Raw genomic sequence first — 24,638 nt, 5'->3', positions numbered from 1 at the left:
TGGCGGGAGCGGCTTTCTTTGCCGGTGCTGCTGCCTTCTTGGCGGGTGCAGCCTTTTTCGCAGCTACGGCCTTCTTGGCAGGAGCGGCTTTCTTTGCCGGCGCTGCTGCCTTCTTGGCAGGTGCAGCCTTCTTTGCGGCTACGGGTTTGGCCGTTGCAGCCTTCTTCGCGGGAACAGCCTTTTTAGCGGCCGGTTTTTTCGCAGTTGCCATCATGTTCTCCTTGGGTCAATTTGCAAAGAGCACTCCCTGTCTGCAGTGGACAGAAAGCGATCCATGGAGATGGATCAAAACTCCATCTCCATGAACACGGGAACGCCTCGCAGGGCAGCACTCTGCGGCGCTGTCGGTGCTGGGCGTGGTGTAAAAATCCATGTGGTGTGGCCTGCAAAAAAAGGCGCTAGTCCCAGGACAGCGCACCACCGGACTGGTATTCAATAACCCGGGTCTCGAAGAAGTTGCGTTCCTTCTTGAGGTCGATCATCTCGCTCATCCACGGGAACGGGTTTTCTTCGTTGGGGAACAGTGTCTCCAGCCCGATCTGCGTTGCGCGGCGGTTGGCGATATAGCGCAGGTAGCCCTTGAACATGGAGGCGTTCATGCCCAGCACGCCACGGGGCATGGTGTCTTCGGCGTAGCGGTACTCCAGCTCGACAGCCTTGAGGAACAGTGCCTTGATCTCGGCCTTGAATTCCGCCGTCCACAGGTGCGGGTTTTCCAGCTTGAGCTGGTTGATCAGATCGATGCCGAAGTTGCAGTGCATCGACTCGTCGCGCAGGATGTACTGGTACTGCTCTGCAGCGCCCGTCATCTTGTTCTGCCGACCCAGCGCCAGGATTTGCGTGAAGCCCACGTAGAAGAAAAGGCCTTCCATCAGGCAGGCAAAAACGATCAGCGATTTGAGCAGGGTCTGGTCGGTTTCGGGGGTACCGGTTTTGAAGGATGGGTCCATGATCGCTTCGATGAAGGGGATCAGGAACTCGTCCTTGTCACGGATCGACTGGACTTCGTTATAGGCGTTGAAGATCTCGCTCTCATCTAGGCCCAGCGACTCGACGATGTACTGGTAGGCGTGGGTGTGGATCGCTTCTTCGAAGGCCTGGCGCAGCAGGAACTGGCGGCACTCAGGGGCAGTGATGTGGCGGTAAGTGCCCAGCACGATGTTGTTGGCGGCCAGCGAGTCGGCGGTGACGAAGAAGCCGAGGTTGCGCTTGATGATGCGGCGCTCGTCGTCGGTCAGGCCGTTGGGGTCCTTCCACAACGCGATGTCGCGCGTCATGTTCACCTCTTGGGGCATCCAGTGGTTAGCGCAGGTGGCCAGGTATTTTTCCCACGCCCACTTGTACTTGAAGGGCACCAACTGGTTGACGTCGGTCTGGCCGTTGATGATGCGCTTGTCAGCTGCATTGACGCGGCGATGCGCTGCAGCAGTGACGGATGTCGTGGAGGTGTGTGCTGCGGTGGACGCGGCGCCCACGGGTTGCAGCGAAGGTGTCTGGAAAGCGAGAGGCGGTTGTCCCACCTGGCGGTTGTTGGGCAGACCGCCGTCCAGTTGATTTTGCGATGAGGGCTTGACTTCTTCGTCCCAGGTCAACATAGATTTTCCAGTGTTCGGATTATGAAAGCAGTGCTGCGAAAAGAAAAGCACTGAAGCGTTGTGCAGCAAGGTTTTGTTGCTTCACAGCACCGAAGCAACGCCCCGGGCGATTCCGAAGCGTTGCTCGCAAAGTGCTTACTGGCAGGCCTCGCAGCCAGGATCGTCGATGGCGCAGAACTTCACGTCCGTCGCTGGCACCGCCGCGGCCTGTTGAGCAGCAGCTGCAGCAGCGGCTTCCAGCGGGCTGGGCTGCGCTTGCGCCGTGGCAGAAGCTGCCGATGCGCCGCTGTCTCCACCCGACGACACGGCATTGAGCTGGCGCGTGTTCACGGTGCTCATCTCGACGTGTGTGGCGCTTTGCGTGCGCAGGTAGTACGTGGTCTTGAGGCCACGGACCCATGCCAGCTTGTAGGTGTCGTCGAGCTTCTTGCCCGATGCGCCAGCCATGTAGATGTTCAGGCTCTGTGCCTGATCGATCCACTTCTGGCGGCGCGATGCGGCCTCAACCAGCCACTGGGGCTCGACTTCAAAAGCTGTGGAGTACAGCGCCTTGATGTCCTGCGGCACGCGGTCAATGGGATGCAGCGAACCCTTGAAGTGCTTGAGGTCCATGATCATCACGTCGTCCCACAGGCCCAGGCGTTTGAGATCGCGCACCAGCCCGCTGTTGATCACGGTGAACTCGCCCGACAGGTTGGACTTGACCGACAGGTTGCCAAACGAGGGCTCGATCGAGGCATCCACGCCGATGATGTTGGAGATGGTGGCGGTGGGCGCAATGGCCACGCAGTTGGAGTTGCGCATGCCGTCCTGCGCAATCTTCTTGCGCAGCGCGTCCCAGTCCATCGTGGACGAGCGGTCCACTTCCACATAACCGCCACGGGCCTTGGCAAGCATGTCCAGCGTATCAAACGGCAGGATGCCGCGGTCCCACAGCGAACCCTTGTAGCTGGAGTACTGGCCGCGTTCCTTGGCGAGCTCGGTGGACGCCCAATAAGCGTAGTAGCAGATGGCTTCCATCGACTTGTCGGCGAATTCCACCGCTTCCTGCGAGGCATAAGGAATGCGCAGCGCATACAGGCTGTCCTGGAAGGCCATCACGCCCAGGCCCACGGGGCGATGGCGCAGGTTGGAGTCGCGGGCCTTGTTCACGGCGTAGTAGTTGATGTCGATCACGTTGTCCAGCATGCGCATGGCCACGGTGATGGTCTTCTTGAGCTTCTCGTGATCGATCTGGCCGTCTTTGATGTGCTGCAGCAGGTTGACCGAGCCGAGGTTGCAAACGGCAGTTTCGGTGTCGCTGGTGTTCAGCGTGATCTCGGTGCACAGATTGGACGAGTGCACCACGCCAGCGTGCTGCTGGGGCGAGCGCACGTTGCAGGCATCCTTGAACGTGATCCAGGGATGGCCGGTTTCAAACAGCATGGTCAGAATCTTGCGCCAGAGGTCGGTGGCCTGCACGGTCTTGGCGGGCTTGATCTCGCCGCGTGCGGCCTTTTCTTCGTAGGCCACGTAGGCCTTTTCAAAGTCGGCACCGAACAGATCGTGCAGATCCGGCACGTTGGAGGGCGAGAACAGGGTCCAGGTGCCCTTTTCCATCACGCGGCGCATGAACAGGTCGGGAATCCAGTTCGCCGTGTTCATGTCGTGCGTGCGGCGGCGGTCATCGCCGGTGTTCTTGCGCAGTTCCAGGAACTCTTCGATGTCCAGGTGCCAGGTTTCCAGGTACGTACAGACGGCGCCCTTGCGCTTGCCGCCCTGGTTCACTGCCACGGCCGTGTCGTTCACCACCTTCAGGAATGGCACTACGCCTTGCGATTCGCCGTTGGTGCCCTTGATGTGGCTGCCCAGGGCGCGCACGCGCGTCCAGTCGTTGCCCAGGCCGCCCGCGAACTTGGACAGCAGGGCGTTTTCCTTGATGGACTCGTAGATGCCATCGAGGTCGTCCGGCACCGTGGTCAGGTAGCAGCTCGACAGCTGCGAGCGCAGCGTGCCGCTGTTGAACAGCGTGGGCGTGCTGGACATGAAGTCGAAGCTGGACAGCACTTCGTAGAACTCGATGGCCCGTGCCTCGCGGTCGGTTTCGTTCAGTGCCAGGCCCATGGCCACACGCATGAAGAAGGCCTGGGGCAGCTCGATGCGGGTCTTCTTGACGTGCAGGAAGTAGCGGTCGTACAGCGTCTGCAGGCCGAGGTAATCGAACTGCAGGTCGCGCTCGGCCTTGAGCGCAGCGCCCAGGCGGTTCAGATCGTATTGCTTGAGCAGGCGCTCATCCAGCAGCTCGTTGTCCACCCCCTTCTGGATGAAGGAGGGGAAATAGTCCTTGTAGGCCTGGCCCATGTCGCTTTGGGTCACGTCACGCCCCAGCACCTCACGCACGATGGTATGCAGCAGCAAGCGGGCCGTGGCGTAGGTGTAGTCGGGATCTTTTTCGATCAGGGTGCGGGCGGCCAGAATGGATGCCTTGTAGACCTCGTCCATGGGAACGCCGTCATACAGGTTGCGCATGGTCTCGGCGACGATGGGAGCGGCCTTGATGTCAGCGCCCAGGTTGGCGCAGGCCGACTCGATCAATGCGTGCAGGCGCAGGATGTCCAGCTGCACACGTTGGCCGTTGTCGATCACGTGCATCACCGGGGTGGCGGGAGCGAGCTGTTCCTGGTGGTGGGCGCGCTCCTGCGTGCGGCGCTCGCGGTACAGCACGTAGGCGCGGGCGACTTCGTGGTGCTCGCCGCGCATCAGGCCCAGCTCGACCTGGTCCTGCACATCTTCAATATGGAAGGTGCCGCCGCCCGGGCGCGAGCGCATCAGGGCGCGGACCACGTTCTGGGTGAGCGTGTCTACCACCTCGCGCACGCTGGCAGAGGCGGCGCCCTGCGTGCCGTGCACTGCCAGAAACGCCTTCATCATCGCCACTGCAATTTTCTGGGGCTCGAACGGCACCACCGCGCCGTTGCGGCGAATGATCTGGTAATGCGTGAGCGGGTGCCCGGAAGCTGCGGCCGCTGCAGCGTGTGTGGCGGTATCCGCAGAGGCGGTGGGCGATGGGGAAGGCGTGTTCAAAGCAGCTTGCATGGGTGTCCTCTTCTGTGGGCTGTCTGGGGTGGCGTGCGGCCTGGAGCGCCGCCGCAGGGTGTGGGTGCTGCACCGGACTTCAGCCTGGCGCACACTATATATGGTGTGTCGAGGCGGTTCAAGACACTACCGGTAGTGTACCGCCGGAATGAGTCCCCAAAACCGAAACAGCATGTTCCCAACCCCGTTGCCTTGGCAATCGGCACCTGCGGCGAACCCTTGTAAACGTGATGTGGGCGATGCAAAACCTCGCAGTGGCGTACCTTGGCGGCGGATTTCCTGCGCTAGGCCGCGCAGTGCTTGGCTGCAAAAATATGTGCGAACGCACAAAGAAAAAATTGCCTTGATGCGCCCGTGCGACAGTGAAAGCGCGGCGTCAGCGAAGCTGCTGCGGGCCTGTCTGTGTGCCTTGCGGGAATCGCTGCACTGGCCAGTCCAGGGCCTGTTGCAGCCTGGACCAGTCAAACCCCGGGCCGGGGTCAAGCTTGCGCCCCGGGGCGATGTGTTCATGCCCCGCGATGTGCTTGATGGGGTAACGCTGCGCAATGTCCTGGCAGACCCGGGCCAGTGTCTCGTATTGGGCGGACTCGAAGGTGAGGCCCTCCAGGCCTTCCAGTTCAATGCCGATGGAATCGTCGTTGCACTGGCTTCTGCCTCGGTAGAACGATTGCCCCGCATGCCAGGCTCGCTGGTCGCAATCCACAAACTGCCACAGCGCACCGGTGCGCTCGATGAAAAAATGGGCGGACACCTGCAGTCCGCGAATGCTCTGGTAGTAAGGGTGCGCGTCCCAGTCCAAAGTGTTGGTGAACAGCTGTTGCACGGCGCAGCCACCGTATTCACCCGGGGGCAGACTGATGGAATGCACCACGATCAGGTCCACCCCCGAGGCCTGTACGGGGCGTGGTCCGTAGTTCGGTGATGCCAGCCGCTGTGCCGCCAGGTGCCATCCGCCGTCCCAATGCGTGGGGGCTGCTGCCCGGGCGCTGTCAGCCCTGGTCGTCATGCGGGTCCTGGTCGTTGGGTACCGCGATGTTCAGGCGGGCAATGCGGTAGCGAATCTGGCGCAGGCTGATGCCCAGGCGTGCCGCCGTGGCCGTGCGGTTGAATCCGGATTCTTTGAGCGCGCGGATCAGGATCTCGCGCTCTTGCTGATCCAGCCAGGCCTGCAGGTCGCTGGGGAGGGGCACGGTGCATCCGCTGGCCAAGTGCTGCTGGGTTGGAGCGGCATCGGACGGGACGGAGGTGCCGCCGGCCGAACCCTCTGCCGCAGTGGCCAACGCGGGTGTCGCGGGCCGCGCCATCTGCACCTCTGCCGCGCCGCTGGGTGCATCCACCTGCAACTCGTCCCCATCGCTCAACGCCACTGCACGGTGCAGCAGGTTTTCCAGCTCGCGGACGTTTCCGGTCAGCGGGTGGGCGGCGATAGCGTTCAGTGCGCGGTCGGTGAGCTGGGGTACCGGCATGCCGGACTCGTTGGCAATGCGGGTGAGCAGTGCTGCACACAGTGCGGGCAAATCCTCCCGACGTTCGCGCAGCGGCGGGATGACGATCTCGATCACATTGAGCCGGTAGTACAGATCCTGGCGGAACCGGCCGGCCTGGACATCGGCTGCCAAGTCGCGGTGGGTAGCGCTGACGATGCGCACGTCCACGGTTTCTTCCTGGGTGGAGCCCAGCGGCCGCACGCTGCGCTCCTGGATGGCGCGCAACAACTTGGATTGCATCGCCAGCGGCAGGTCACCGATTTCGTCGAGGAACAGGGTGCCCCCGCGTGCGGCCTGGAAGTAGCCGTCACGGTCTTGCGAAGCCCCGGTGTAGGAGCCCTTTCGGGCACCAAAGAATTCGGCTTCCAGCAGGTTTTCAGGGATGGCTCCGCAGTTCACGGCGACCAGGGGGCCATCCGCGCGCTGGCTGCTGGCGTGCAAGGCCTGGGCCACCAACTCCTTGCCGGTGCCCGACTCACCATGGATCAGCACGGGCGCCATGCCGCGCGACACCTTGGCCACGCGCTGTTTGACGTTGCGGATGGCGTCGGACTCGCCCACCAGGCGATCCAGGGCGGCGTTGGCACTGCCGAATTCGCTGGCCGCCGCCGCATTGGGAGACCGGCTGGAGCCGTTGCTGCGTGCCGCACGCGGAGGGGGGACTCCGCCGGTGCCCTGGATGGCCGAGGCCACCACCGAGCGGAACTGCTTGAGGTCCACGGGCTTGGTGAGGTAATCGAAGGCCCCGGCGCGCAGCGCCTCGACCGCATTTTCTGCCGATCCGTAGGCGGTCATGACCACGCAGCGCTCCCGGCGCTGCTGGTCGCGCAGGTCCTGCAGCAGCTCCATGCCGAACCCGTCAGGCAGTCGCATGTCAGTGATCACCGCGTCAAAACGCTGGGCCTTGAGCTGCTCGCGGGCCTCCTGCACGTTGGACGCCGTCTCGACCCGGTAGCCCTCACGCAGCAAGGTGAGCTCGTACAGGGTGCGCAGATCGGGTTCGTCGTCAACGACAAGGATGGAGGCGGCAGGGGCGTTCATTGGGGGCAGCAGTCAGACCACGATGGTGTCAAACAAGGTGGCATTGTCGGCGGGGCGGGTCGTGCGGCGGAAGCCCACGGTGAAGGCGTTGCCTCCGATGTCTCCGCGTGCGGTGGGGCGGTTCAGGCGCTGGTAGCTGATGGAGGCGCCATGGCGCTGGCACAGCTCCCGGCAAATATAGAGGCCCAGGCCGCTGGAGCGGCTCTCGGACGAGAAGAAGGGCTCGAACAGATGCCGCTCCACGGATTTGTCCATGGGCGCTCCGTCGCTCCACACCTGCAGGCTGACCTGGCCGGCAGGCGTATTGCGCGTGGTCACCGACAGCGAGTCGGGCTCCGGGCCCATGTAGCGCAGGGCGTTGTCCAGTAGGTTGACCAGAACGCGGCGCAGGTGCTCGGCGTCAAACTCCACCTGGGTGGCACCGGTATCCAGCGACACCATGGCGCGCCGCCGCGCGGGGTCCTGGGCCTGCCAGTCGTTCCAGATCTGGGCGACGGTTTCGTCCAGCACCACGGTGGAGGCGGGGGCGTGGCTGATCTGGTGCTGCACGCGGGCAATGTCCAGCACCTCTTCGGCAATGCGTGCCAAGCGGTCGGCGTTCTGCTGCACCATGTGCGCCAGGCGCTTTTGTGCTGGCTCGTGCAGGTCTTCTTCCAGCAGGGCATTGGCCTGCACGATGGCGGCCAGTGGGTTGCGGATTTCGTGGGCCACAGCGGCAGACATGCGGCCCATGGCCGCGAGTTTTTCGGTGCGCAGCCGCGCTTCCATTTCCCGCAGATCGTGCAGGAACATCACGCACAGCCGCTCGGAGTGCGTCTGCAAGGCCGCATTGCGGGTGGACGTGAGCCAGGTGCGCACATGCAGGCCGGTGGGGCTCTGGCCTTCGTGCAGCAGATCAACATCGGCCGTCTGGGGCTGTTCGTGACGGAAGGTGCGCCGCGCCAAAATCACCAGGGGGTGCCACGGCGCGGTGGAGGTCAGGGCAAACGGCAACTCGGTCAGTGCCACGCCACCCAACAGCTGCAGCCCTGCGGGGTTGGCAATGCGCACCAGGTCGTTTTCGTCCACCACCAGTACGCCATCGGTCAGGTTCTGGATGACCAGTGCACTGACCTGGGTCTGTACGCGGGCTGCGATCTGGCTTTGTTGTGCCACTTCCTGCTCGCGTGCCAGGCGGGTGGCGAGCTGGTGCACCAGGTAGCTCACGATGAAATAGCCCGTGCCAGTCAGCGCACTTTGCAGGTAGCGCTGGCCTTCGTCGCCCGTGCTGTACTGGCCCACCCACCAGGCCCAGCCCAGCAGCAGCAGCGTGACTGCCGCGGTGGTGCCCAGGGCCAGGGTCAGCGTGCCCATGACCGCAGCGATCAGGATGGGCAGTCCGAACAGCGGCGTGTAGTTCATGGCGCCCGCATGCAAGAGCTGCAGCGCGGTGATCGCGGCCAGGTCCACCCCGATGGAGGGTAGCCACTGCGGGCCGGCGCTGGGCGACGGCGGGGCTTTGCGCGACAGCACCCGCAGCACCACGGTGGCCACGAGATAGGCCACGCAGACTGCGAGCACGGAAGGCGCCGCCGCTTGATTGATCAGCTGCCCGGCCCCCTGCAGCACCAAAAGTGCCAGGGCAACCATCACGCGGCCCGTCAGAAAACCGAGCCACAGCCGTGCGAAGGGAGCGTCTGCGGAAAGCGGCAGTGGGCCTGCGGGCGCTGCTTGCATGGTCACAACGGCAAGGCGTCGCTCAGGCCGGGCCCATGCGCCGGTGCTCGGCACTGCAATAGGCCTGACTGCCCATCATCAGGGCTTCGGCCTGTGGGATGTGCACGCCGCAGTGCGCGCAGGCCAGCATGTCCTGCGGCAGGGCAGGCGGTGTGGGGGGCGCTTTGGGCGCCGCCGCATCAGGGGCGCGGCGGCTGCGCCAGATACCTACGGCCACCGCGATGACGACCAACAAGACCAGGTACTTCATACGCTGCGGCCCAGAACAACTTCCAATACAAAACGCGAGCCCACATAGGCCAGCAGCAACAGGGCCGAGCCCGCATACAACACACGCACCGCATTGCGGCCCCGCCAGCCAAAGCGGGCACGGCCCAGCAGCAACGTGGCAAAGGTCAGCCACGAGAGCATCGAGAACACGGCCTTGTGGTCCCACCGCCAGGCCCGGCCATACAGCGTCTCGCCAAACAGCCAACCGGCCAGCAAGGTGGCGGTAAGCAGTACAAACCCCGCCGTCACGAACCGGAAGGTCAGCCGCTCCAGCGTCAGCAGCGGGATGCCGCTGTGCGGGTCTTCAGCCTGCCGGATGTGGCGTTCGGCGCGTGTCATGAGCCAGGCGTGCACCACCGCCGCTGCAAACAGGCCATAACACGCAATGCCCAGCGCCAGGTGCAAAGGCAGCCAGGCAGATGCGGTCACGTGCAGCGGCTGCCCGGGGAACAGCATCGCCAGCACGATGGCGGCCGCGCCCAGCCCTGCCAGTACCCAGCGTGACTGCATTTGTGGAAACAACTGCCGTTCCACGGCATAGACCGTGAGCACCAGCCAGGCGGTCATCGACAGCGCGGGCGCAAAACCGAACCGGGGCGCATCGCCCCACAGGCCCCAGACCAGCACGGCGCCGTGCAGCAACCACGCGACCAGCAGTGCATTGCGTGCTGCTGCAGCCCCCAGGCGGGAGGCTGCAGCAGCCGGTACGGCATAGGCCACAGCAGCGGCCAGGGCCAGCAGCCAACTGACGGGGGAGCTACTCGTTAAAATCATGGGCACAGTTTAGCCTTTCGCCCACCGCCAGCGCCCTGGCGGGGCTGCGCACGCAACGCCCTTGTTGACGGCGCGCAGCCAATACCGGAAACACCCCTATGGCCTCCGCCCTTACCGACAAACTCACGCGCCTCGTCAAGGAGATGCGTGGCCAGGCCCGCATCACCGAATCCAACGTGCAGGACATGCTGCGCGAAGTGCGCATGGCGCTGCTCGAAGCCGACGTGGCCCTGCCCGTGGTGCGCGACTTCATCGCCCGCGTCAAGGAAAAGGCCCTGGGCCAGGAGGTGCTGGGTTCGCTCAAGCCCGGGCAGACGCTGGTCAGCATCGTCAACCGCGAACTGGCCGCCACCATGGGCGAGGGCGTGGCCGACATCAATCTGGCTGCCCAGCCGCCCGCCGTGATCCTGATGGCCGGCCTGCAAGGTGCGGGCAAGACCACCACCACGGCCAAGCTGGCCAAGCACCTGATCGAAAAGCGCAAGAAGAAGGTGCTGACCGTGTCGGGCGACGTGTACCGCCCGGCCGCCATCGAGCAGCTCAAGACCGTGACCAAGCAGGCCGGGGCCGAATGGTTCCCCAGCACGCCCGACCAGAAGCCGCTCGACATCGCCCGCGCCGCCCTGGACTACGCCAAGAAGCACTACTTTGACGTGCTGCTGGTCGATACGGCCGGCCGTCTGGCGATTGACGAAGCCTTGATGAATGAAATCAAGGACCTGCATGCTGCGATCAACCCTGTCGAGACCCTGTTCGTGGTGGATGCCATGCAGGGCCAGGACGCTATCAACACGGCCAAGGCCTTCAAGGAGGCGCTGCCCCTCACCGGCATCGTGCTCACCAAGCTCGACGGCGACTCGCGCGGTGGTGCTGCGCTGTCCGTGCGCCAGATCACCGGGGCGCCCATCAAGTTTGCGGGTGTCTCGGAGAAGATCGACGGGCTGGAAGTGTTCGATGCCGAACGCCATGCAGGCCGCATCCTGGGCATGGGCGACATCGTGGCGCTGGTGGAGCAGGTCACCGCCGGGGTGGACATGGAGGCCGCACAAAAGCTGGCGGCCAAGGTCAAGAGCGGAGACGGGTTCGACCTGAACGACTTTCTCTCGCAGATCCAGCAGATGAAGCAGATGGGCGGGCTGTCCAGCCTGATGGACAAGTTGCCCTCTCAGCTCACCGCCAAGGCCGGTTCGCTGGACATGGACAAGGCCGAAAAGGACATCAAGCGCAAGGAAGGCATCATCCAGAGCATGACCCCCCTGGAGCGCCGCAAGCCCGAACTCATCAAGGCCACGCGCAAGAAGCGCATCGCCAACGGCGCGGGCGTGCATGTGCAGGAGGTCAACCGCCTGCTCAAGGAGTTCGAACAAATGCAGGGCATGATGAAGAAGATGAAGGGCGGCGGCCTGATGAAGATGATGAAACGCATGGGCGGCATGAAGGGCATGGGCGGCGGAGGCATGCCCAAGATGCCTTTCTGAAAGGTTTTCAAGCCTTTTTGGCTCCAGGCGCTACAACCATATGCCTGAGCTGCTATGAAAATATGAGTAAACAAAAAAGCCGACATGTGTCGGCTTTTTTATGGCCCGCCCGGCTGGGAGCGGTGGTGCGGTCTGGCACCTCAGGCGGTTTGCAAGGCCATGGGCCGTCCCATGCGCCCGGCGTGCATCCAGGCGCGGCGCAGCACCGGGGGCGACCACGACTCTTCAGGAATCAGCAGCAGCCGTTGGGCACGCAGCGCCCGGCCCAGCGCGATCTGGCTGGTCCACACCGCCAGCGGAATCGCCAGTGCCAGCGGCAAGCCCACAGGCATCAGCCACAACAGCGCGCTGCTGTCGATCAGCGCCACGCCCGCCGCCAGCAGGGCGATCACCGCGCTCATAGGGGCCAGCTGGCGCACGGCGTCGCGCCAGGGCACTGCATGGGCTTCGCGCGGGGGCGACTTCCACTCCAGCTTCAGTCCAGTCAATGCGATCAGCACGAACAGCGAATGCGCCAGCATGCGAACGGGCGCCTGCAGGATGGCCATGATGCTCTCCAGCACGGCGCTCTTGAGCAGGCTGAAAGCGCCGCCGTACTGCTTTTGCTCGCGGCGCATGAACACCGCCGTCACGCCCAGGATGCGGGGCAGGAACAGCAGGCACAGGGTCCAGGCCCACAGCGCTAGCAGCTCGGCGGGCAGGATGTGCCAGTCCGCCACCAGCTTGGCGCCCGACAGCCACAGGGCCGTGCCCAGCGTGAGGAAGGCCAGCCACAGCGGCGCCGACAGATAAGCCATGGCGCCGGTGATGAACATGGAGCGGTGCACGGGGTGGATGCCGGGCTCGGCCATCAGGCGCGCGTTCTGCAGGTTGCCCTGACACCAGCGCCGGTCGCGCTGCAGTTCGGCCAGCAGGTCGGGCGGCTGCTGCTCGTAGCTGCCGATCAGGTCGGCCACCAGCCACACGTGGTAGCCCGCGCGGCGCATCAGTGCGGCCTCCACAAAGTCGTGCGACATGATGCCGCCAGACAGACCACCCGTGCCCTGGATGGGCGCCAGCGCGCAGTGCTGCATGAAGGGCGCCACGCGGATGATGGCGTTGTGGCCCCAGTAGTGAGATTCGCCCAGCTGCCAGTACTGCATGCCCAGCGTGAACAGGCGGCCCGTGACGCGCGACGCGAACTGCTGCGCGCGGGCGTGTAGCGTGACATGGCCGATGGCCTGCGTGGCGGTCTGGATGATGCCGGCCGTGGGGTGGGCTTCCATCAGCTTGGCCATGGAAACGATGCAGTCGCCGCTCATCACGCTGTCGGCGTCCAGCACCACCATGTAGCGGTAGTCCTTGCCCCAGCGGCGGCAGAAGTCGGCCACGTTGCCTGCCTTGCGGTGCGTGCGGCGCGTGCGCAGGCGGTAGTACACCTGCACCTGGGGCTGCTGGCTGTGCTGCGCCAGGGCGTTGCGCAGCTCTTCCCAGGCAGCGCGCTCGGCGCGGGCAATGGCGGGGTCGTTGCTGTCGGAGAGCACAAACACGTCGAACGTGGTGCCATGGCCGGTGGCGGCCACCGACTCGCAGGTGGCCCGCAGCCCGGCAAACACGGTGGCCACGTCTTCGTTGCAGATCGGCATGATGATGGCGGTGCGGGCGTCGGGCGCCAGCGTGTGCCCAGCCACGCTGCGCGCCGACAGTGCATGCCGGTCGCCGCGCAGCATCACCCAAAAGCCCATCAGCCCGGTCAAAAAGCCGGTCACCACCCAGGCGGACAGCAGGGCAAACAGCGCGATCTGGCCGTAGCTCAGCCACGCGTTTTCGTAGTCGGGCTGCACGCTGGCAAACAGGGTGCTGGCCAAGGCCGTCGTCAGCACAGTGAGCAGCGCAAACGTCCAGCGGCGGCGCTGCGCTGCGCCTTGCCAGGCGGCGGTGGATTCAGCGGGGGCCTGTGCCACCCTGGCCGGTGCGGGTTGCGGAGACGTGCGGCCCGTGAGGCGCAGCAGCACGGCAGTGCCCACGCTGTTCCAGAAGCCGCGCCAGGGCAGGGGCACCATGGAGCCACGGTGCAGGGGCGGTGCCGTCACCGCATTGGGGTGACGCTCCTCTCGCAGTGTGCTGCGTCGGCTGGGGGTTGGCCGGGGGTAGGCCACACCGCGCCGCGCGACCACGGCAGGGCCGGTGGATGCGTGGGTGTCGTGGGGGTCATGAGGGCTTACTCGGGAAGACTGATGTGCGTCCATGTTTCACTCACAGCGTGGTTGTCGTGTTGGAGAAAAGCGCGCAGCTCGATGGGCCGGTCAGCCTGCAGGCGCTGGATGCGAACGGTCATGCGCCACCCGCCGGTGGCGGGGTTGCGGTAGGCAATGTTTTCCAGCACCTTGCCGTTGGCATCGCTGGTCACAACGACCTTGAGGGAGGCCTCCGCAGGCAGGGCCTTGAGAGCCGGGCCCTCGAAATCGACCACGTACTGCACCTGCTGGCGCAGGGCCTGGGCCGACAGCTTGGTGTAGCCCATGCCACGGCGCGACTGGGTGGCCCAGGCGCCGGGCGGGCGCTGCTGTTCGTCGCCCTGCCAGCTCAGCTCATAGGCAAATTCCAGCGGCTGGCCGGGGGCGGGCATCTGGGCGGGCACCCAGTACGCCACGATGTTGTCGTGCGTCTCATCGGGGGTGTTCAGCTGCACCAGCTCCACGCGGCCAGCGCCCCAGTCGTGCAGGGGACGGACCCAGGCGCTGGGGCGGCGCTCGTAGCGGGCCTCCACGTCCTCGTAGCTGGCCCACTGGCGGTCGCGTTGCATCAGGCCAAAGCCCTTAGGGTTTTTGGTGGCGAACGAGGTGACCAGTGTTTGCCGGGGGTTCTGCAGCGGGCGCCACAGCCACTCGCCTTCGCCCGTGGCCACCATGAGTCCGTCGGAGTCATGCACTTCGGGGCGGAAGTCCTCCTTGCGCGGCTGGTTCTCGCCGAAGAAGAACATGCTGGTCAGCGGCGCAACGCCCAGTGTGGCGATGGGTGGGGTGCCCGAGGCGGCGCGCACAAAAATGCGGCTGCGTACCGTGGTGGTGGTCTGCGCGCCGGGCTGGATGTCGAAGCGGTAGGCGCCCGTGGCGCGTGGCGAGTCGAGCAGCGCATACACCGTGACCTGGGTGGACAGCGGGTCGGGCCGCACCAGCCAGAACTCGGTGAAGCGGGGAAATTCCTCGCCCCGGCCGCCCACGGTGTCAATGGCCAGCCCGCGCGCTGACAGGCCGTACTGCTGGCCTTGGCCCAGCGCGCGGAAGTAGCTCGCACCCTGGAAGACCACCAGCTCGTCCTTGTAGGCGCTGGAGTTCAGGTGGTTGTGCAGACGAAAGCCTGCAAAGCCCAGGTCGCCCCAGGCCTCGGGCCGCAGCTGGTTCTTGCCGTAGTCAAAGTCCGCGCGTCTGTAGGGAATGTGGCGCACGCCCTGGGGCGTCACTTCGTTGATCAGCACAGGCTCCTTCTGGTAGAGCCCCAGATGGAAGAACATGGCCTCGTAAGGCAACTTCTCGGCCCGCCACAGGGCGCGATCAGGGCGCCAGCGGATGTCGCGCACCTGGTCGTAGTTGAGCTTTGCGAGGTCGGCCGGGAGCCTGTCGCTCACGGGCCGGTAGGGTTGGCTGGCGCGTTCGCGGGCGAGGCGGGTCACGCTCTCGAAGTCAAAGCCCTGTGCGTGTGCGCCCCCAGCCAGCAGGGCGGTGGCCAGGGCCATTGCGGGCCCTGCGTGCCGTCCTATGTGGCGGAAAAAGGAGGGAAAAACTGCGTGCATGCCAGGCATAGGGCAAACCCTGTGCCAGCTGCAAAAAATGCTTTGAAATCAATGGGTTGGAGTGGCCTCTGCGTGTAAGCAGTTGTGCAATCGCCTGTGGGCGCCTATCAGCCCCTGCTTTTTGTCGCCGGATGGCGACAAGGGGTGGGTGGTTGGATCAAAACACCCGGTAAATCAATGACTTATTCGTGTCGCTCATCCACGACATCGTCTGAATCGACTGCATCCTGCTTAAACTGCCCCGGCGTCAGCGCGTGCTTTTGCAGCAGGCGGTAGAACTCGGTGCGGTTGCGTTGCGCCAGCCGCGCCGCATCGGCCACATTGCCATCGGTCATCTTGAGCAGGCCCACCAGGTACTCGCGCTCGAAACGCTGGCGGGCCTCCGCAAAGCTCAGCACCTGGGTGGACGGGGTGCGGAGTGCGCGCTGCACCAGCGTCAGGGGCACCAGGGGAGTGGTGGACAGGGCGCACACCTGCTCGACTACGTTGTAGAGCTGGCGCACGTTGCCCGGCCAGGCGGCGGTGGTCAGTGCCTTGAGCGCCTCTGGCGCAAAGCCAGACAGGCGCTTGTCGTATTTGCGGGACAGGCGGTCCAGAAAGTGATTGGCCAGCAGCGCGATGTCTTCGCGCCGCTCGGCCAGGGTGGGCAGCACCAGCGACACCACATTCAGCCGGTAATACAGGTCCTCGCGGAACTGCGCGCTGGCCATGGCGGCCTCCAGGTCCCGGTGCGTGGCCGAGATGATGCGCACGTCGATGGGCGTGGCCTGGCTGGCACCCACGGGGCGCACGGCGCGCTCCTGCAGCACCCGCAGCAGCTTGACCTGCAGGGCCGGGGGCATGTCGCCAATCTCATCCAGCAGCAGGGTGCCGCCGTCCGCAGCCTGGAACAGCCCCTTGTGGTTGCTCACCGCATCGGTGAAGGCGCCTTTGACGTGGCCGAACAGCTCGGACTCCAGCAGCGCCTCGGGGATGGCGCCGCAGTTGACGGCCACAAACGGGCGTGCTGCGCGCGGGCTCGCCCGGTGGATGGCGCGTGCCAGCAGCTCCTTGCCCGAGCCGCTGTCGCCGCGCAGCAGCACGCTGGCGTCGGACTGGGCGACCATGTACGCCTCGGACAACAGGTCCGTCATGCGGTGCGACCGGCTCACGATCTCGGCCCGCCAGTCCTCGTTGGCATGCGGCTGCGCCACGGCAGGGGCGCTGAGCGCCAGCGCCTGTGCGATCTTTTCCAGCAGCTCCTTGCCGTCGTAGGGCTTGGTCAGGTAGGTGAACACCCCGCGCGACGTGGCCTCGACGGCATCGGGAATGGTGCCGTGTGCGGTCAGCAGGATCACGGGCAGAGAGGGGTGGCGGGCACGCACTTCGTCAAACAGGGCCAGGCCGTCGCGCCCTGGCAGGCGCACATCGCTGAGCACCAGCTGCGGGCGCGCAATGTCCAGCTGCGCTAGTGCCGCTTCGGCAGAGCCCACGGCCACCACGTCGTGCCCGGCGGCTTTCAGGCGCAGCGACAGCAGCCGCAGCATGTCGGCGTCGTCGTCCACCACCAGGATGCGGGCGGGAGGGGCGGCACGGTGGGGGGCAGAGGAGTCCATGGCGGGGGAAATGGTCAGGGGGCGGGCCGTGGCGCGGATCCGTTGCCCACCGCTGGGGCGGACTGAGATGCGGCGGGCGCTGGGCGGGTGCTCAGGCTGCGTTCGATGGCGCGCACGGCTTCCAGGCGTTCGCTGAGCTGGTCGTTGCGGCGTTGGGTGTCGCGCAGTTGCTGCGCCTGGCGGTCGAGTTGGTCCTCCAGCCGGCGTTGTTGCAGCAGTCGGGCCTCCAGCAGCCGGGCCAGGGGATGCAGCGGCTGCGCTGCGGGGCTGGTGTTGCCCAACACGCGCTGCACCAGGCCCAGCGCGCGGGCGGTGTCCACGGCCTGGCGGGTTTGCGCCAGGGCCGTGGCCAGCAGCAGCGGCGTGTCGGGGGTAGCGTCTTCCGCTTCGCCCAGCCGGGCGATCTCCTTGGCGAGTTCGGCCGGGGGCAGCTTGAGCACACGGTCCGTCTGGGCCAGCAGCAGCACGACGGGGGGGTGGTGGGTGTCCGCGTCGGTGCTCCTTGCTTCGGCAGGGCCCACTTCCACCGTCGGGGCCACGGGCACGGCAATGATCATCGCGACCGGTGGCGTCTGGGCGGGGGCGGGTGGGGGCGTGGTGGTGGCACAGCCCGCCAGCACGGCGCCCAGCGCAAGCAGCGGCCATCGCAGGGCGTGGGAGGGAAGGGGAGGACTGCTAGGCGGCATGGGGAAGTTCGATGCGAAAGAAGGAGTGTGCGCCTTCGTCCACCAGGCGCACGCTGCCGCCATGGGCCTGCACATATTCCTGCACGATGGACAGACCGATGCCGGTGCCGCGCACGGCATCGTCTGGTTGGCGAACACCCCGGTAAAAGGGTTCAAACACGCGGTCACGATCCACCCGGTCCACGCCGGGGCCTTGGTCAAAGACGTCCAGACGCACATGACCGGGAGGTTGCGAGAGCACCAGCCGCACCGTGCCCTGGGGCGGTGAAAAGCGGATGGCGTTGGACAGCAGATTGCTGACGGCGGAGGTGATCTTGTCGGCGTCAACGGGCATGCGCACGGGCGGCCCCTCTACCCGCACGGTCAGGCCCTTGGCCTGCCACTGCAGCCGCTGGGCCTCGACCTGGGCCTCCAGCAGCGCCAGCAGGTCGGTGTCGCGGCGCTGCAGCTGGCGAGCCTCAAAAGCGGCGGCATTGAAGCGCAGCAGGGCCTCGATCTCACCTTGCAGCTGCAGCGTGTTGTGGTGCAGGATTTGCGCGACCTCGCGCTGGCCTGCAGTGAGTTCGCCTGTCACGCCATCCTGCAGCAATGCCACGCCTTCGCGCAGCGCGGCCAGCGGCGTCTTGAGTTCGTGGGACACATGGCGCAGGAAACGCGCCTTGTCGGCGTCCAGCTCCAGCAGCCGCAGCCGCAGCCACTCCAGTTGCTGGCCCAGCCGGCGAACGTCGTCCGGGCCGGAGATCAGCACCGGCTCGTCCAGCTGGTTTTCGCCCAGCTGACGGATCGCACCCTCCAGTCGCTTGAACGGCCGCGCGAGCCAGATGCCCAGCGACAACGCCAGCACCAGCGCCAGCACAATCGCGCCCACCACCTGGTGCGTCACGCTGCGGCGGCTTTGCTCCACCTCGTCCTGCAGCGCGTTGTTGCGTTGGGTGTTGAGGTCCTGCACCGTCTGCACCATGGTGCCGTGCAAGGTCTCCAGGGCCACAAACTCTTCGGCAACCAGGCGTTCGTTGTCCAGTGCGCGGTCCGGCGGTGCGTCCAGCAGGGCTTTGACGGCATCGAGGTGGGTGCGCCATGCCCCGGTCTGCGCAGCGGGCAGGCCTGCGGCCTGCAAATGGTCGAGCACCGTGAGGGCCTCGACCGCCATGTCGTCGAAGCTGCGGCGCAGGGGCGCATCCCGCAGCACCAGGGACTGCCGCGCTGCGCGCTCCAGGGCCTGGCCGCGCTGGTTCAGGCCCTGTGCGGCTGCAGTCAGCGCAGTGGCCTCGGCTGTGCCGTGGCGGCTGAGCACCATGAGCTGCTCCAGCGTGTGCAAAGCCCGCAGCGAGCTGACCCCCAGCAAGCCGGCAATCAGCACGAACGCCAGCAGCAACAGTTGCTGGAAGGAGAGGCCATGCAACAGGCCTTCGGCGGGTGGCGGTGCCTTGGGCGGTGTGCTGGGGGTGGGCATTGCAGCCAAAAGGGCGCGGGGCGTGCGGGGTGTCGGTACCCGCGCGTCAGCCGGCCAGTGCGGCGGTTTCGTGCGTCAGCACCTCGCCCCGCAGGGTGTAGGCCTTGGCTTCGGTGATGGTCACATCCACCATCTGCCCCACCAGGCGAGGCTGCCCGGCAAAGTTGACCACGCGGTTGCATTCGGTGCGGCCCATCAGCTCGCCCGCATCGCGCTTGGAGGCGCCCTCCACCAGAATGCGCTGCACCGTGCCCACGCGGCTTTCGCTGATGGACTTGATGTTGGCGTTGATAACGCCCTGCAGGTGCTGCAAGCGGCGCAGCTTCAAATCGTGCGGCGTGTCGTCGTGCAGGCCCGCAGCAGGCGTGCCAGGGCGTGGGCTGAAGATGAAACTGAAGCTGTTGTCGAAGTGGATGTCGTCGATCAGCTTCATCATCTTGTTGAAGTCGTCTTCCGTCTCGCCGGGGAAGCCCACGATGAAGTCGCTGCTCATGGCCAGATCGGGGCGGATGGCGCGCAGCTTGCGCACCGTGCTCTTGTATTCCATGGCGGTGTAGCCGCGCTTCATGGCCATCAAAATGCGGTCGCTGCCGTGCTGCACGGGCAGGTGCAGGTGGCTGGCCAGCTTGGGTAGCTTGGCATAGGCCTCGATCAGCCCGGGCGTGAACTCGTTGGGGTGGCTGGTGGTGTAGCGGATGCGCTCGATGCCGGGAATGTCCGACACGTATTCGAGCAGCAGCGCAAAGTCGGCAATTTCGGCCGTGCCGCCCATCTTGCCCAGGTAGGCGTTCACGTTCTGGCCCAGCAGGGTGATTTCCTTCACGCCCTGGTCGGCCAGGCCCGCCACTTCGACCAGCACATCGTCAAACGGGCGGCTCACTTCTTCGCCACGGGTGTAGGGCACCACGCAGTAGCTGCAGTATTTGCTGCAGCCTTCCATGATTGACACAAAGGCCGAGGCACCTTCGACGCGCGCGGGCGGCAGGTGGTCGAACTTTTCAATCTCGGGGAAGCTGATGTCCACCTGTGGCTTATCGAGCTGCTCGCGCTGGTTGAGCATCTCGGGCAGGCGGTGCAGGGTTTGCGGGCCAAACACCACGTCCACATACGGGGCGCGCTTGATGATCTCGGCGCCTTCCTGGCTGGCCACGCAGCCTCCCACGCCAATCTTCACGCCGCGCGCCTTCAGGTGCTTGATGCGACCCAGGTCGCTGAAGACCTTCTCTTGCGCTTTCTCGCGCACGGAGCAGGTGTTGAAGAGGATGAGGTCGGCCTCGTCCACGTTCTGGGTGGGCTCATAGCCCTGCGCGGCGTTGAGCACGTCGGCCATCTTGTCCGAGTCGTACTCGTTCATCTGGCAGCCGAAGGTTTTGATGAAGACTTTTTTGGCCATGGCAATTTCGCAAAAAGGCAAGCAAACACCGCGCCCTGCGTGGCGCGGAGACTGTGAAGGGGCAGCGGCGCAGCGGCCTGGCAGTAGCGCCGCTGAAGGGTTACTTCAGCGCGGCGCCCGAGCTGGTCGTGATGTTGGTGATGACGGCATCGCTGCCCTTGCGAGGCTGCGCGGCCTCGCCTTCGGTCAGGATCCAGGCAGCGTGCAGCATGCCGGTGCTGTTCTCCAGCACATAGTTGACCTTGAAGGTCTGGCCCATCACGGTGTGCGCCATGACCAGGGTGTTCTGGGGGCTGAACAGCCGCATGCCCGGGGCCATGCGGATGGTCTTGCCATTGAGTGTGGCTTCGGACGCGGTGTTGATGCTCAACGTGCCACGCAGCGCGGCTTCAGGGAACGGGCGTGAGAGGCCCAGGCCGGGCTGGGTCTGGGCCGAGGCGGGTGCCACGGCGCAGAGGGCTGTGCTGGCCATCACTGCCAGCAATGCAGCTTGGAAAAATCGAGGTGCCCGGCGGGAGGGGGCTGGGCCGGAAGAGCGTGTGGTGCAGCGGTTCATGGTTTACATCCAGGGGCTGAAGGCACAATTTTAGAAGGGGGTTGCCAGCGTGGCACATCCCTCGGACAAGTCAAGCGGCCCGTGCATCAATGGTCACTGGAGCGGGTTCTTGGGCTTGCCTGAAAGAAAAAACCCACAGTGGGTTGCCTCACTGTGGGTTTTTGTATTTGGTGGTCGTAGGTGGACTTGAACCACCGACATCAGCATTATGAATGCTGCGCTCTAACCAACTGAGCTATACGACCGCAGACCAAGATTATAGAACAAAAATTATTGGTGTGTGAAGTTTGCCGTGCGTTTGTTCATGAACGCGTCCATGCCTTCCTTCTGGTCTTGGGTGGCAAACAGCGCGTGGAACAGGCGGCGCTCGAACATCACGCCGTCGGCAAGCGTGCCCTCGAAGGCACGGTTGACCGATTCCTTGGCCGCCATGACGGCAATCTGCGAGAAGCCGGCAATGATGATGGCAGCGCCCAGCGCTTCGTCCATGAGCTTGTCGTAAGCCACTACGCGGCTGACCAGCCCAGCGCGCTCAGCTTCGGTCGCGTCCATCATGCGGCCTGTCAGTGCCATGTCCATGGCCTTGGACTTGCCCACAGCGCGGGGCAGGCGCTGCGTGCCACCGGCACCAGGGATCACGCCCAGCTTGATCTCGGGCTGGCCGAACTTGGCATTGTCCGCAGCGATGATGAAGTCGCACATCATGGCCAGCTCGCAGCCGCCGCCCAGTGCAAAGCCGCTGACGGCTGCAATGACGGGCTTGCGGATGGAGCGGATGGTCTCCCAGTTGCGGGTGATGTAGTCGCCCTTGTAGGTGTCAGCAAAGCTGTACTTGGCCATGGCACCAATGTCCGCGCCCGCCGCAAAAGCCTTTTCGCTGCCGGTGACGATCATGCAGCCGATCTTTTCGTCCGCATCGAAGGCCTTGAGGGCAGCGCCCAGTTCATTCATGAGTTGGTCGTTCAGCGCATTGAGTTGCTTGGGCCTGTTGAGGGTGATGATGCCGACCTTGTCCGCTTCAACGCGCACCTCGATGGTTTCGTAAGCCATGAAATCTCCTGGGGGTTATGGTTGGTTATGAAAGCTGCAGCAATATACCCAAGGCAGTGGGGCTTTGCTGTCGTCAGGTCAGCCAGCGTCCCAGCGCGGCGGCGTCTGTCACCGTCAGGCTGATGGTGTCTGGCGCCATGGATGGAGCTGCAGCGTTGCGTCGGCCCTTGGCAGGGACTCCAGTCGACTGGACCAGCGGCATTTCCAAGGGCAGGCGCAGGAGCCGCCCGTCGCGTGCCACCAGGGCCTGCAGGGTGGTGTGGGTCCCCGCGTAGAAAGTGACGTCGTCGAGCTTGCTAATGCGCCAGCCCTGGCCCTGCACTTCTATGCCCAGCCACTCATCGCCGGCAGACATTCCTGCCTTCTCTGCGGCTCCGCCACGCAGCACGGTCTTGATCTGCACGCTGTGGTTCTCGGCCACACGCAGACCCAAGCGCTGGGCCAGCTGCGGCCGGTCGGCCTTGAGCGCCACGCCGTGGGCCGCCAGCAGCTCTTCCAGGGGCAGATCGACAGTGCTATGCACCCAGTGCGCCAGCTCTTTGTCGAATGGTCGCCCGGCCAAGTCGTGGAGCACGGCGCGCAGATCTGCTTCGGTCATCGGCCCGCCCGCGCAGCGCTTCCACAGTGCACGCATCACATCGTCCAAAGTGGCTTTGCCCTCACGCCGCAGGGCCAGGTCCAGGCACAGGGCCACCAGAGAGCCTTTGGTGTAGTAGCTGACGGTGGTGTTGGGTGTATTCTCGTCCTGCCGGTAGTACTTCACCCACGCGTCAAAACTGGCCTGGGCCACGGTTTGTACTGACCGGCCGGGTGTTTGTAGCACCTGGTTGATGGTTTTGGTGATGAGCTTGAGATAGGTGGCGTCGTCCAGCAGCCCGGCGCGGCGTAGCAGCAGGTCGTCGTAGTAACTGGTAAAACCTTCGAAGAACCACAGCAACTCGGTGTAGTTCTCCTGCGCATAGTCGTAGCGGGCGAACTCGGCGGGCCGCAAGCGCTTGACGTTCCAGGTGTGAAAGTATTCGTGGCTGATGAGGCCCAGCAGCGTGGTGTAACCCTCACTGGCCCGCGCCTCGCCCTGACGCGGCAGATCACGCCGTCCGCAAATCAGCGCTGTCGAGTTGCGGTGTTCCAGCCCGCCATAGCCGTCTCCCACGGCGTTGAGCATGAAGACGTAGCTTTTGAACGGCGCCTTACCCTCGCGGTGCCAGAAGCGAATGGCGGTTTCACAAATTTTCTGCGTGTCGGCCAGCAGCCGCTTGCCGTCGAACGATGGAGCCGCTCCCGCCACCACAAACTGGTGGGCAATGCCGCAGGCCTTAAAGCGCCCCACCCAGAAGTTGCCCAGCTCCACCGGGCAATCCACCAGCTCGTCGTAGTCGGCCGCCAGGTACAGGCCAAAGCCTTGTTTGTCGGTATCCAGGGGCCGCAGACCGGTGGCGGCAGCCCAGGTCGCTGTGGCAGCCGTGCGTGCCAGCTCCAGGGTGTGGGGCTGCGTCTCCTGGCCATGTACGCGCAGGCACAGACTGGTGCCGTTGAAAAAGCCGCGTGAGGCGTCCAGCCAGGCAGTGCGTACGGAGCTGTCGTAGGCGCACACCTGATAGGTCAGCACCAAGGGCTTGCCCTCTGCGCATTGCACTTGCCAGCGGTGCTTGTCCAGTTGGGCCGTTTGCAAAGCGCGTTGGCCTTGCCGAGCCGCCAGCGCTTGCAGATTCTTGGAGAACTCCCGAACTAGGTAGCTGCCCGGGATCCAGACCGGCAGAGACAGCTCTTGCGATGCCGTCGGCCGCTGCACCGTCAGCGTAACGGTGAACAGATGCGCATTCAGGTCTGTGGGTTCGACGCGGTAGTGAATGTCTGCGGCAGAGGCTGGGCGGGAGAGGGGCATGGCATGTGCCGCGCAAGGGCCGCGCGGAGTCGTCGGTCGGGGGCTTTCAGCGGCTATTAATTAGCGGTGGTGGTGTCGCTGGCGGCTTCGGCCAGGCGTTTCTCCACCTCCTGGGCGCCGATGGCGCCGGGCACGCGTGTGCCGTTGGCAAAAATCAGGGTGGGGGTGCCGGTGATCTTGTACTTCTTGCCAAAGGCCAGGTTGCGTTGCAGTGCGCTGGTGTCGCAGCTGGCTGCCGGTGCGGGCTTGTCACGCACCATCTGGTCTTGCCATGCCGTGGCCTGGTCCTTGGAACACCAGATGTTGCGCGACTTTTCGGCCGAATCCGGGCTCAGGATGGGGTACAAGAACAGGTACACCGTCACGTTGTTGATCTGCTGCAGGTCGCGCTCAAAGCGTTTGCAGTACCCACAGTTGGGGTCCTCGAACACGGCCACCTTGCGCTTGCCGTCGCCGCGCACAATGGTCACGGCATCTTTCAAGGGCAGGGCTGAGAAGCTCACAGCCGTCAGCTTGCTGATACGGTCTTCGGTCAGGTTGCGGCGCGCTTTGGAGTCGATGAGTTCGCCCTGGATCACATAGTCGCCCTTGGCGTCGGTGTAGAACAGGTCTGTGCCGATGCGCACCTCGTACAACCCCTTCATGGGCGTAGCGCGCACTTCGTCGATCTTGTCCATCTGAGGAATACGTTGGGCCAATGCCTTGCGGATGGCGTCCTCTTGCGCTGTGGCGCTCAGGCTCAGGGTGGCTGCCCCAACGGTCAGCAAAGCAGTGGTCAGTTTCATCGTATTCCTGTTTATCAAACTCGCGCG

Annotated in this window: 19 protein-coding genes and 1 tRNA gene; 2 read left to right on the top strand and 18 right to left on the bottom strand. The window is 64.9% G+C overall.

Annotated features, from left to right (window positions below; translation table 11 throughout):
* A partial coding sequence (locus ACODSM_RS10265; protein WP_488805184.1) for a hypothetical protein occupies positions 1 to 305 on the top strand: 305 nt, incomplete at its 5' end.
* 93 nt (positions 306 to 398) lie between these two features.
* Here the strand turns inward: ACODSM_RS10265 and ACODSM_RS10260 are convergent.
* From ACODSM_RS10260 to ACODSM_RS10230, 7 genes are all read right to left on the bottom strand, one after another.
* A complete protein-coding gene (locus tag ACODSM_RS10260) occupies positions 399 to 1,595 on the bottom strand; it encodes a ribonucleotide-diphosphate reductase subunit beta (RefSeq protein WP_295942528.1) in 1,197 nt (398 codons plus the stop codon).
* Positions 1,596 to 1,730: 135 nt separating this feature from the next.
* Positions 1,731 to 4,670, bottom strand: a complete 2,940-nt coding sequence (locus ACODSM_RS10255; RefSeq protein ID WP_488805183.1) for a ribonucleoside-diphosphate reductase subunit alpha — start codon at positions 4,668 to 4,670, stop codon at positions 1,731 to 1,733.
* Between the two features lie 376 nt (positions 4,671 to 5,046).
* On the bottom strand, positions 5,047 to 5,676 hold the full coding sequence (gene ampD / locus ACODSM_RS10250; RefSeq protein ID WP_488805182.1) for a 1,6-anhydro-N-acetylmuramyl-L-alanine amidase AmpD: 630 nt from the start codon (positions 5,674 to 5,676) through the stop codon (positions 5,047 to 5,049).
* Positions 5,660 to 7,198, bottom strand: a complete 1,539-nt coding sequence (locus tag ACODSM_RS10245) for a sigma-54-dependent transcriptional regulator (RefSeq protein WP_488805181.1) — start codon at positions 7,196 to 7,198, stop codon at positions 5,660 to 5,662. Before ACODSM_RS10245 ends, ampD begins: the two co-directional genes overlap by 17 nt.
* Before the next feature lie 12 nt (positions 7,199 to 7,210).
* A complete protein-coding gene (locus ACODSM_RS10240) occupies positions 7,211 to 8,914 on the bottom strand; it encodes a two-component system sensor histidine kinase NtrB (RefSeq protein WP_488805180.1) in 1,704 nt (567 codons plus the stop codon).
* A gap of 22 nt (positions 8,915 to 8,936) precedes the next feature.
* A complete protein-coding gene (locus tag ACODSM_RS10235; protein ID WP_015015618.1) occupies positions 8,937 to 9,164 on the bottom strand; it encodes a PP0621 family protein in 228 nt (75 codons plus the stop codon).
* Positions 9,161 to 9,958, bottom strand: a complete 798-nt coding sequence (locus tag ACODSM_RS10230; RefSeq protein ID WP_488805179.1) for a cytochrome C assembly family protein — start codon at positions 9,956 to 9,958, stop codon at positions 9,161 to 9,163. The genes ACODSM_RS10235 and ACODSM_RS10230 overlap by 4 nt, the downstream gene beginning before the upstream one ends.
* Positions 9,959 to 10,056: 98 nt before the next feature.
* Between ACODSM_RS10230 and ffh the strand changes: the two genes are divergently transcribed.
* Positions 10,057 to 11,436 carry a signal recognition particle protein gene (ffh, locus tag ACODSM_RS10225; RefSeq protein ID WP_291443769.1) on the top strand — a complete coding sequence of 460 codons (1,380 nt, stop codon included), beginning with the start codon at positions 10,057 to 10,059 and terminating at the stop codon, positions 11,434 to 11,436.
* Between the two features lie 140 nt (positions 11,437 to 11,576).
* Here the strand turns inward: ffh and mdoH are convergent, their stop codons facing one another.
* From mdoH to ACODSM_RS10170, 11 genes are all read right to left on the bottom strand, one after another.
* A complete protein-coding gene (gene mdoH, locus ACODSM_RS10220; protein ID WP_488805178.1) occupies positions 11,577 to 13,664 on the bottom strand; it encodes a glucans biosynthesis glucosyltransferase MdoH in 2,088 nt (695 codons plus the stop codon).
* On the bottom strand, positions 13,637 to 15,151 hold the full coding sequence (locus tag ACODSM_RS10215; RefSeq protein WP_488805177.1) for a glucan biosynthesis protein G: 1,515 nt from the start codon (positions 15,149 to 15,151) through the stop codon (positions 13,637 to 13,639). Before ACODSM_RS10215 ends, mdoH begins: the two co-directional genes overlap by 28 nt.
* Before the next feature lie 239 nt (positions 15,152 to 15,390).
* Complete coding sequence (locus tag ACODSM_RS10210; protein ID WP_488805176.1) at positions 15,391 to 16,803, bottom strand: sigma 54-interacting transcriptional regulator; 1,413 nt, start codon at positions 16,801 to 16,803, stop codon at positions 15,391 to 15,393.
* A 14-nt stretch (positions 16,804 to 16,817) separates the two neighbouring features.
* Positions 16,818 to 17,489, bottom strand: a complete 672-nt coding sequence (locus ACODSM_RS10205) for a hypothetical protein (RefSeq protein ID WP_488805175.1) — start codon at positions 17,487 to 17,489, stop codon at positions 16,818 to 16,820.
* Complete coding sequence (locus tag ACODSM_RS10200; RefSeq protein WP_291443777.1) at positions 17,479 to 18,942, bottom strand: sensor histidine kinase; 1,464 nt, start codon at positions 18,940 to 18,942, stop codon at positions 17,479 to 17,481. Before ACODSM_RS10200 ends, ACODSM_RS10205 begins: the two co-directional genes overlap by 11 nt.
* A gap of 46 nt (positions 18,943 to 18,988) precedes the next feature.
* Entirely contained in the window at positions 18,989 to 20,335 is a 1,347-nt protein-coding gene (gene miaB, locus ACODSM_RS10195; protein WP_488805174.1) for a tRNA (N6-isopentenyl adenosine(37)-C2)-methylthiotransferase MiaB, read from the bottom strand.
* Between the two features lie 100 nt (positions 20,336 to 20,435).
* Complete coding sequence (locus ACODSM_RS10190) at positions 20,436 to 20,891, bottom strand: hypothetical protein (RefSeq protein WP_488805173.1); 456 nt, start codon at positions 20,889 to 20,891, stop codon at positions 20,436 to 20,438.
* 168 nt (positions 20,892 to 21,059) lie between these two features.
* A tRNA-Met gene (locus tag ACODSM_RS10185) sits at positions 21,060 to 21,136 on the bottom strand.
* 25 nt (positions 21,137 to 21,161) lie between these two features.
* Complete coding sequence (locus tag ACODSM_RS10180; RefSeq protein WP_291443782.1) at positions 21,162 to 21,941, bottom strand: enoyl-CoA hydratase; 780 nt, start codon at positions 21,939 to 21,941, stop codon at positions 21,162 to 21,164.
* Between the two features lie 73 nt (positions 21,942 to 22,014).
* The gene (locus ACODSM_RS10175) at positions 22,015 to 23,826 is read right to left on the bottom strand and encodes a M61 family metallopeptidase (protein ID WP_488805172.1); all 1,812 of its coding nucleotides are present in this window, start codon (positions 23,824 to 23,826) and stop codon (positions 22,015 to 22,017) included.
* A gap of 56 nt (positions 23,827 to 23,882) precedes the next feature.
* A complete protein-coding gene (locus ACODSM_RS10170) occupies positions 23,883 to 24,611 on the bottom strand; it encodes a DsbC family protein (RefSeq protein ID WP_488805171.1) in 729 nt (242 codons plus the stop codon).
* Positions 24,612 to 24,638 lie beyond the last annotated feature (27 nt).

The sequence above is a fragment of the Acidovorax sp. FG42 genome (genome assembly GCF_057809195.1).
The sequence above is the reverse complement of the archived record's forward strand: the minus strand, read 5'-3'. Positions and strand labels throughout refer to the sequence as shown.

Bases quoted from the DNA above. Each gene is read 5' to 3' on its own strand.
- ACODSM_RS10260 (WP_295942528.1), bottom strand. From the start codon at position 1,595: ATGTTGACCTGGGACGAAGAAGTCAAGCCCTCATCGCAAAATCAACTG.
- ACODSM_RS10235 (WP_015015618.1), bottom strand. From the start codon at position 9,164: ATGAAGTACCTGGTCTTGTTGGTCGTCATCGCGGTGGCCGTAGGTATC.
- miaB (WP_488805174.1), bottom strand. From the start codon at position 20,335: ATGGCCAAAAAAGTCTTCATCAAAACCTTCGGCTGCCAGATGAACGAG.
- ACODSM_RS10175 (WP_488805172.1), bottom strand. From the start codon at position 23,826: ATGCCCCTCTCCCGCCCAGCCTCTGCCGCAGACATTCACTACCGCGTC.
- ACODSM_RS10200 (WP_291443777.1), bottom strand. From the start codon at position 18,942: ATGCCCACCCCCAGCACACCGCCCAAGGCACCGCCACCCGCCGAAGGC.
- ACODSM_RS10215 (WP_488805177.1), bottom strand. From the start codon at position 15,151: ATGGCCCTGGCCACCGCCCTGCTGGCTGGGGGCGCACACGCACAGGGC.
- ACODSM_RS10205 (WP_488805175.1), bottom strand. From the start codon at position 17,489: ATGCCGCCTAGCAGTCCTCCCCTTCCCTCCCACGCCCTGCGATGGCCG.
- mdoH (WP_488805178.1), bottom strand. From the start codon at position 13,664: ATGGACGCACATCAGTCTTCCCGAGTAAGCCCTCATGACCCCCACGAC.
- ACODSM_RS10245 (WP_488805181.1), bottom strand. From the start codon at position 7,198: ATGAACGCCCCTGCCGCCTCCATCCTTGTCGTTGACGACGAACCCGAT.
- ACODSM_RS10180 (WP_291443782.1), bottom strand. From the start codon at position 21,941: ATGGCTTACGAAACCATCGAGGTGCGCGTTGAAGCGGACAAGGTCGGC.
- ACODSM_RS10255 (WP_488805183.1), bottom strand. From the start codon at position 4,670: ATGCAAGCTGCTTTGAACACGCCTTCCCCATCGCCCACCGCCTCTGCG.
- ffh (WP_291443769.1), top strand. From the start codon at position 10,057: ATGGCCTCCGCCCTTACCGACAAACTCACGCGCCTCGTCAAGGAGATG.
- ACODSM_RS10230 (WP_488805179.1), bottom strand. From the start codon at position 9,958: ATGATTTTAACGAGTAGCTCCCCCGTCAGTTGGCTGCTGGCCCTGGCC.
- ACODSM_RS10170 (WP_488805171.1), bottom strand. From the start codon at position 24,611: ATGAAACTGACCACTGCTTTGCTGACCGTTGGGGCAGCCACCCTGAGC.
- ACODSM_RS10210 (WP_488805176.1), bottom strand. From the start codon at position 16,803: ATGGACTCCTCTGCCCCCCACCGTGCCGCCCCTCCCGCCCGCATCCTG.
- ampD (WP_488805182.1), bottom strand. From the start codon at position 5,676: ATGACGACCAGGGCTGACAGCGCCCGGGCAGCAGCCCCCACGCATTGG.
- ACODSM_RS10240 (WP_488805180.1), bottom strand. From the start codon at position 8,914: ATGCAAGCAGCGCCCGCAGGCCCACTGCCGCTTTCCGCAGACGCTCCC.
- ACODSM_RS10190 (WP_488805173.1), bottom strand. From the start codon at position 20,891: ATGAACCGCTGCACCACACGCTCTTCCGGCCCAGCCCCCTCCCGCCGG.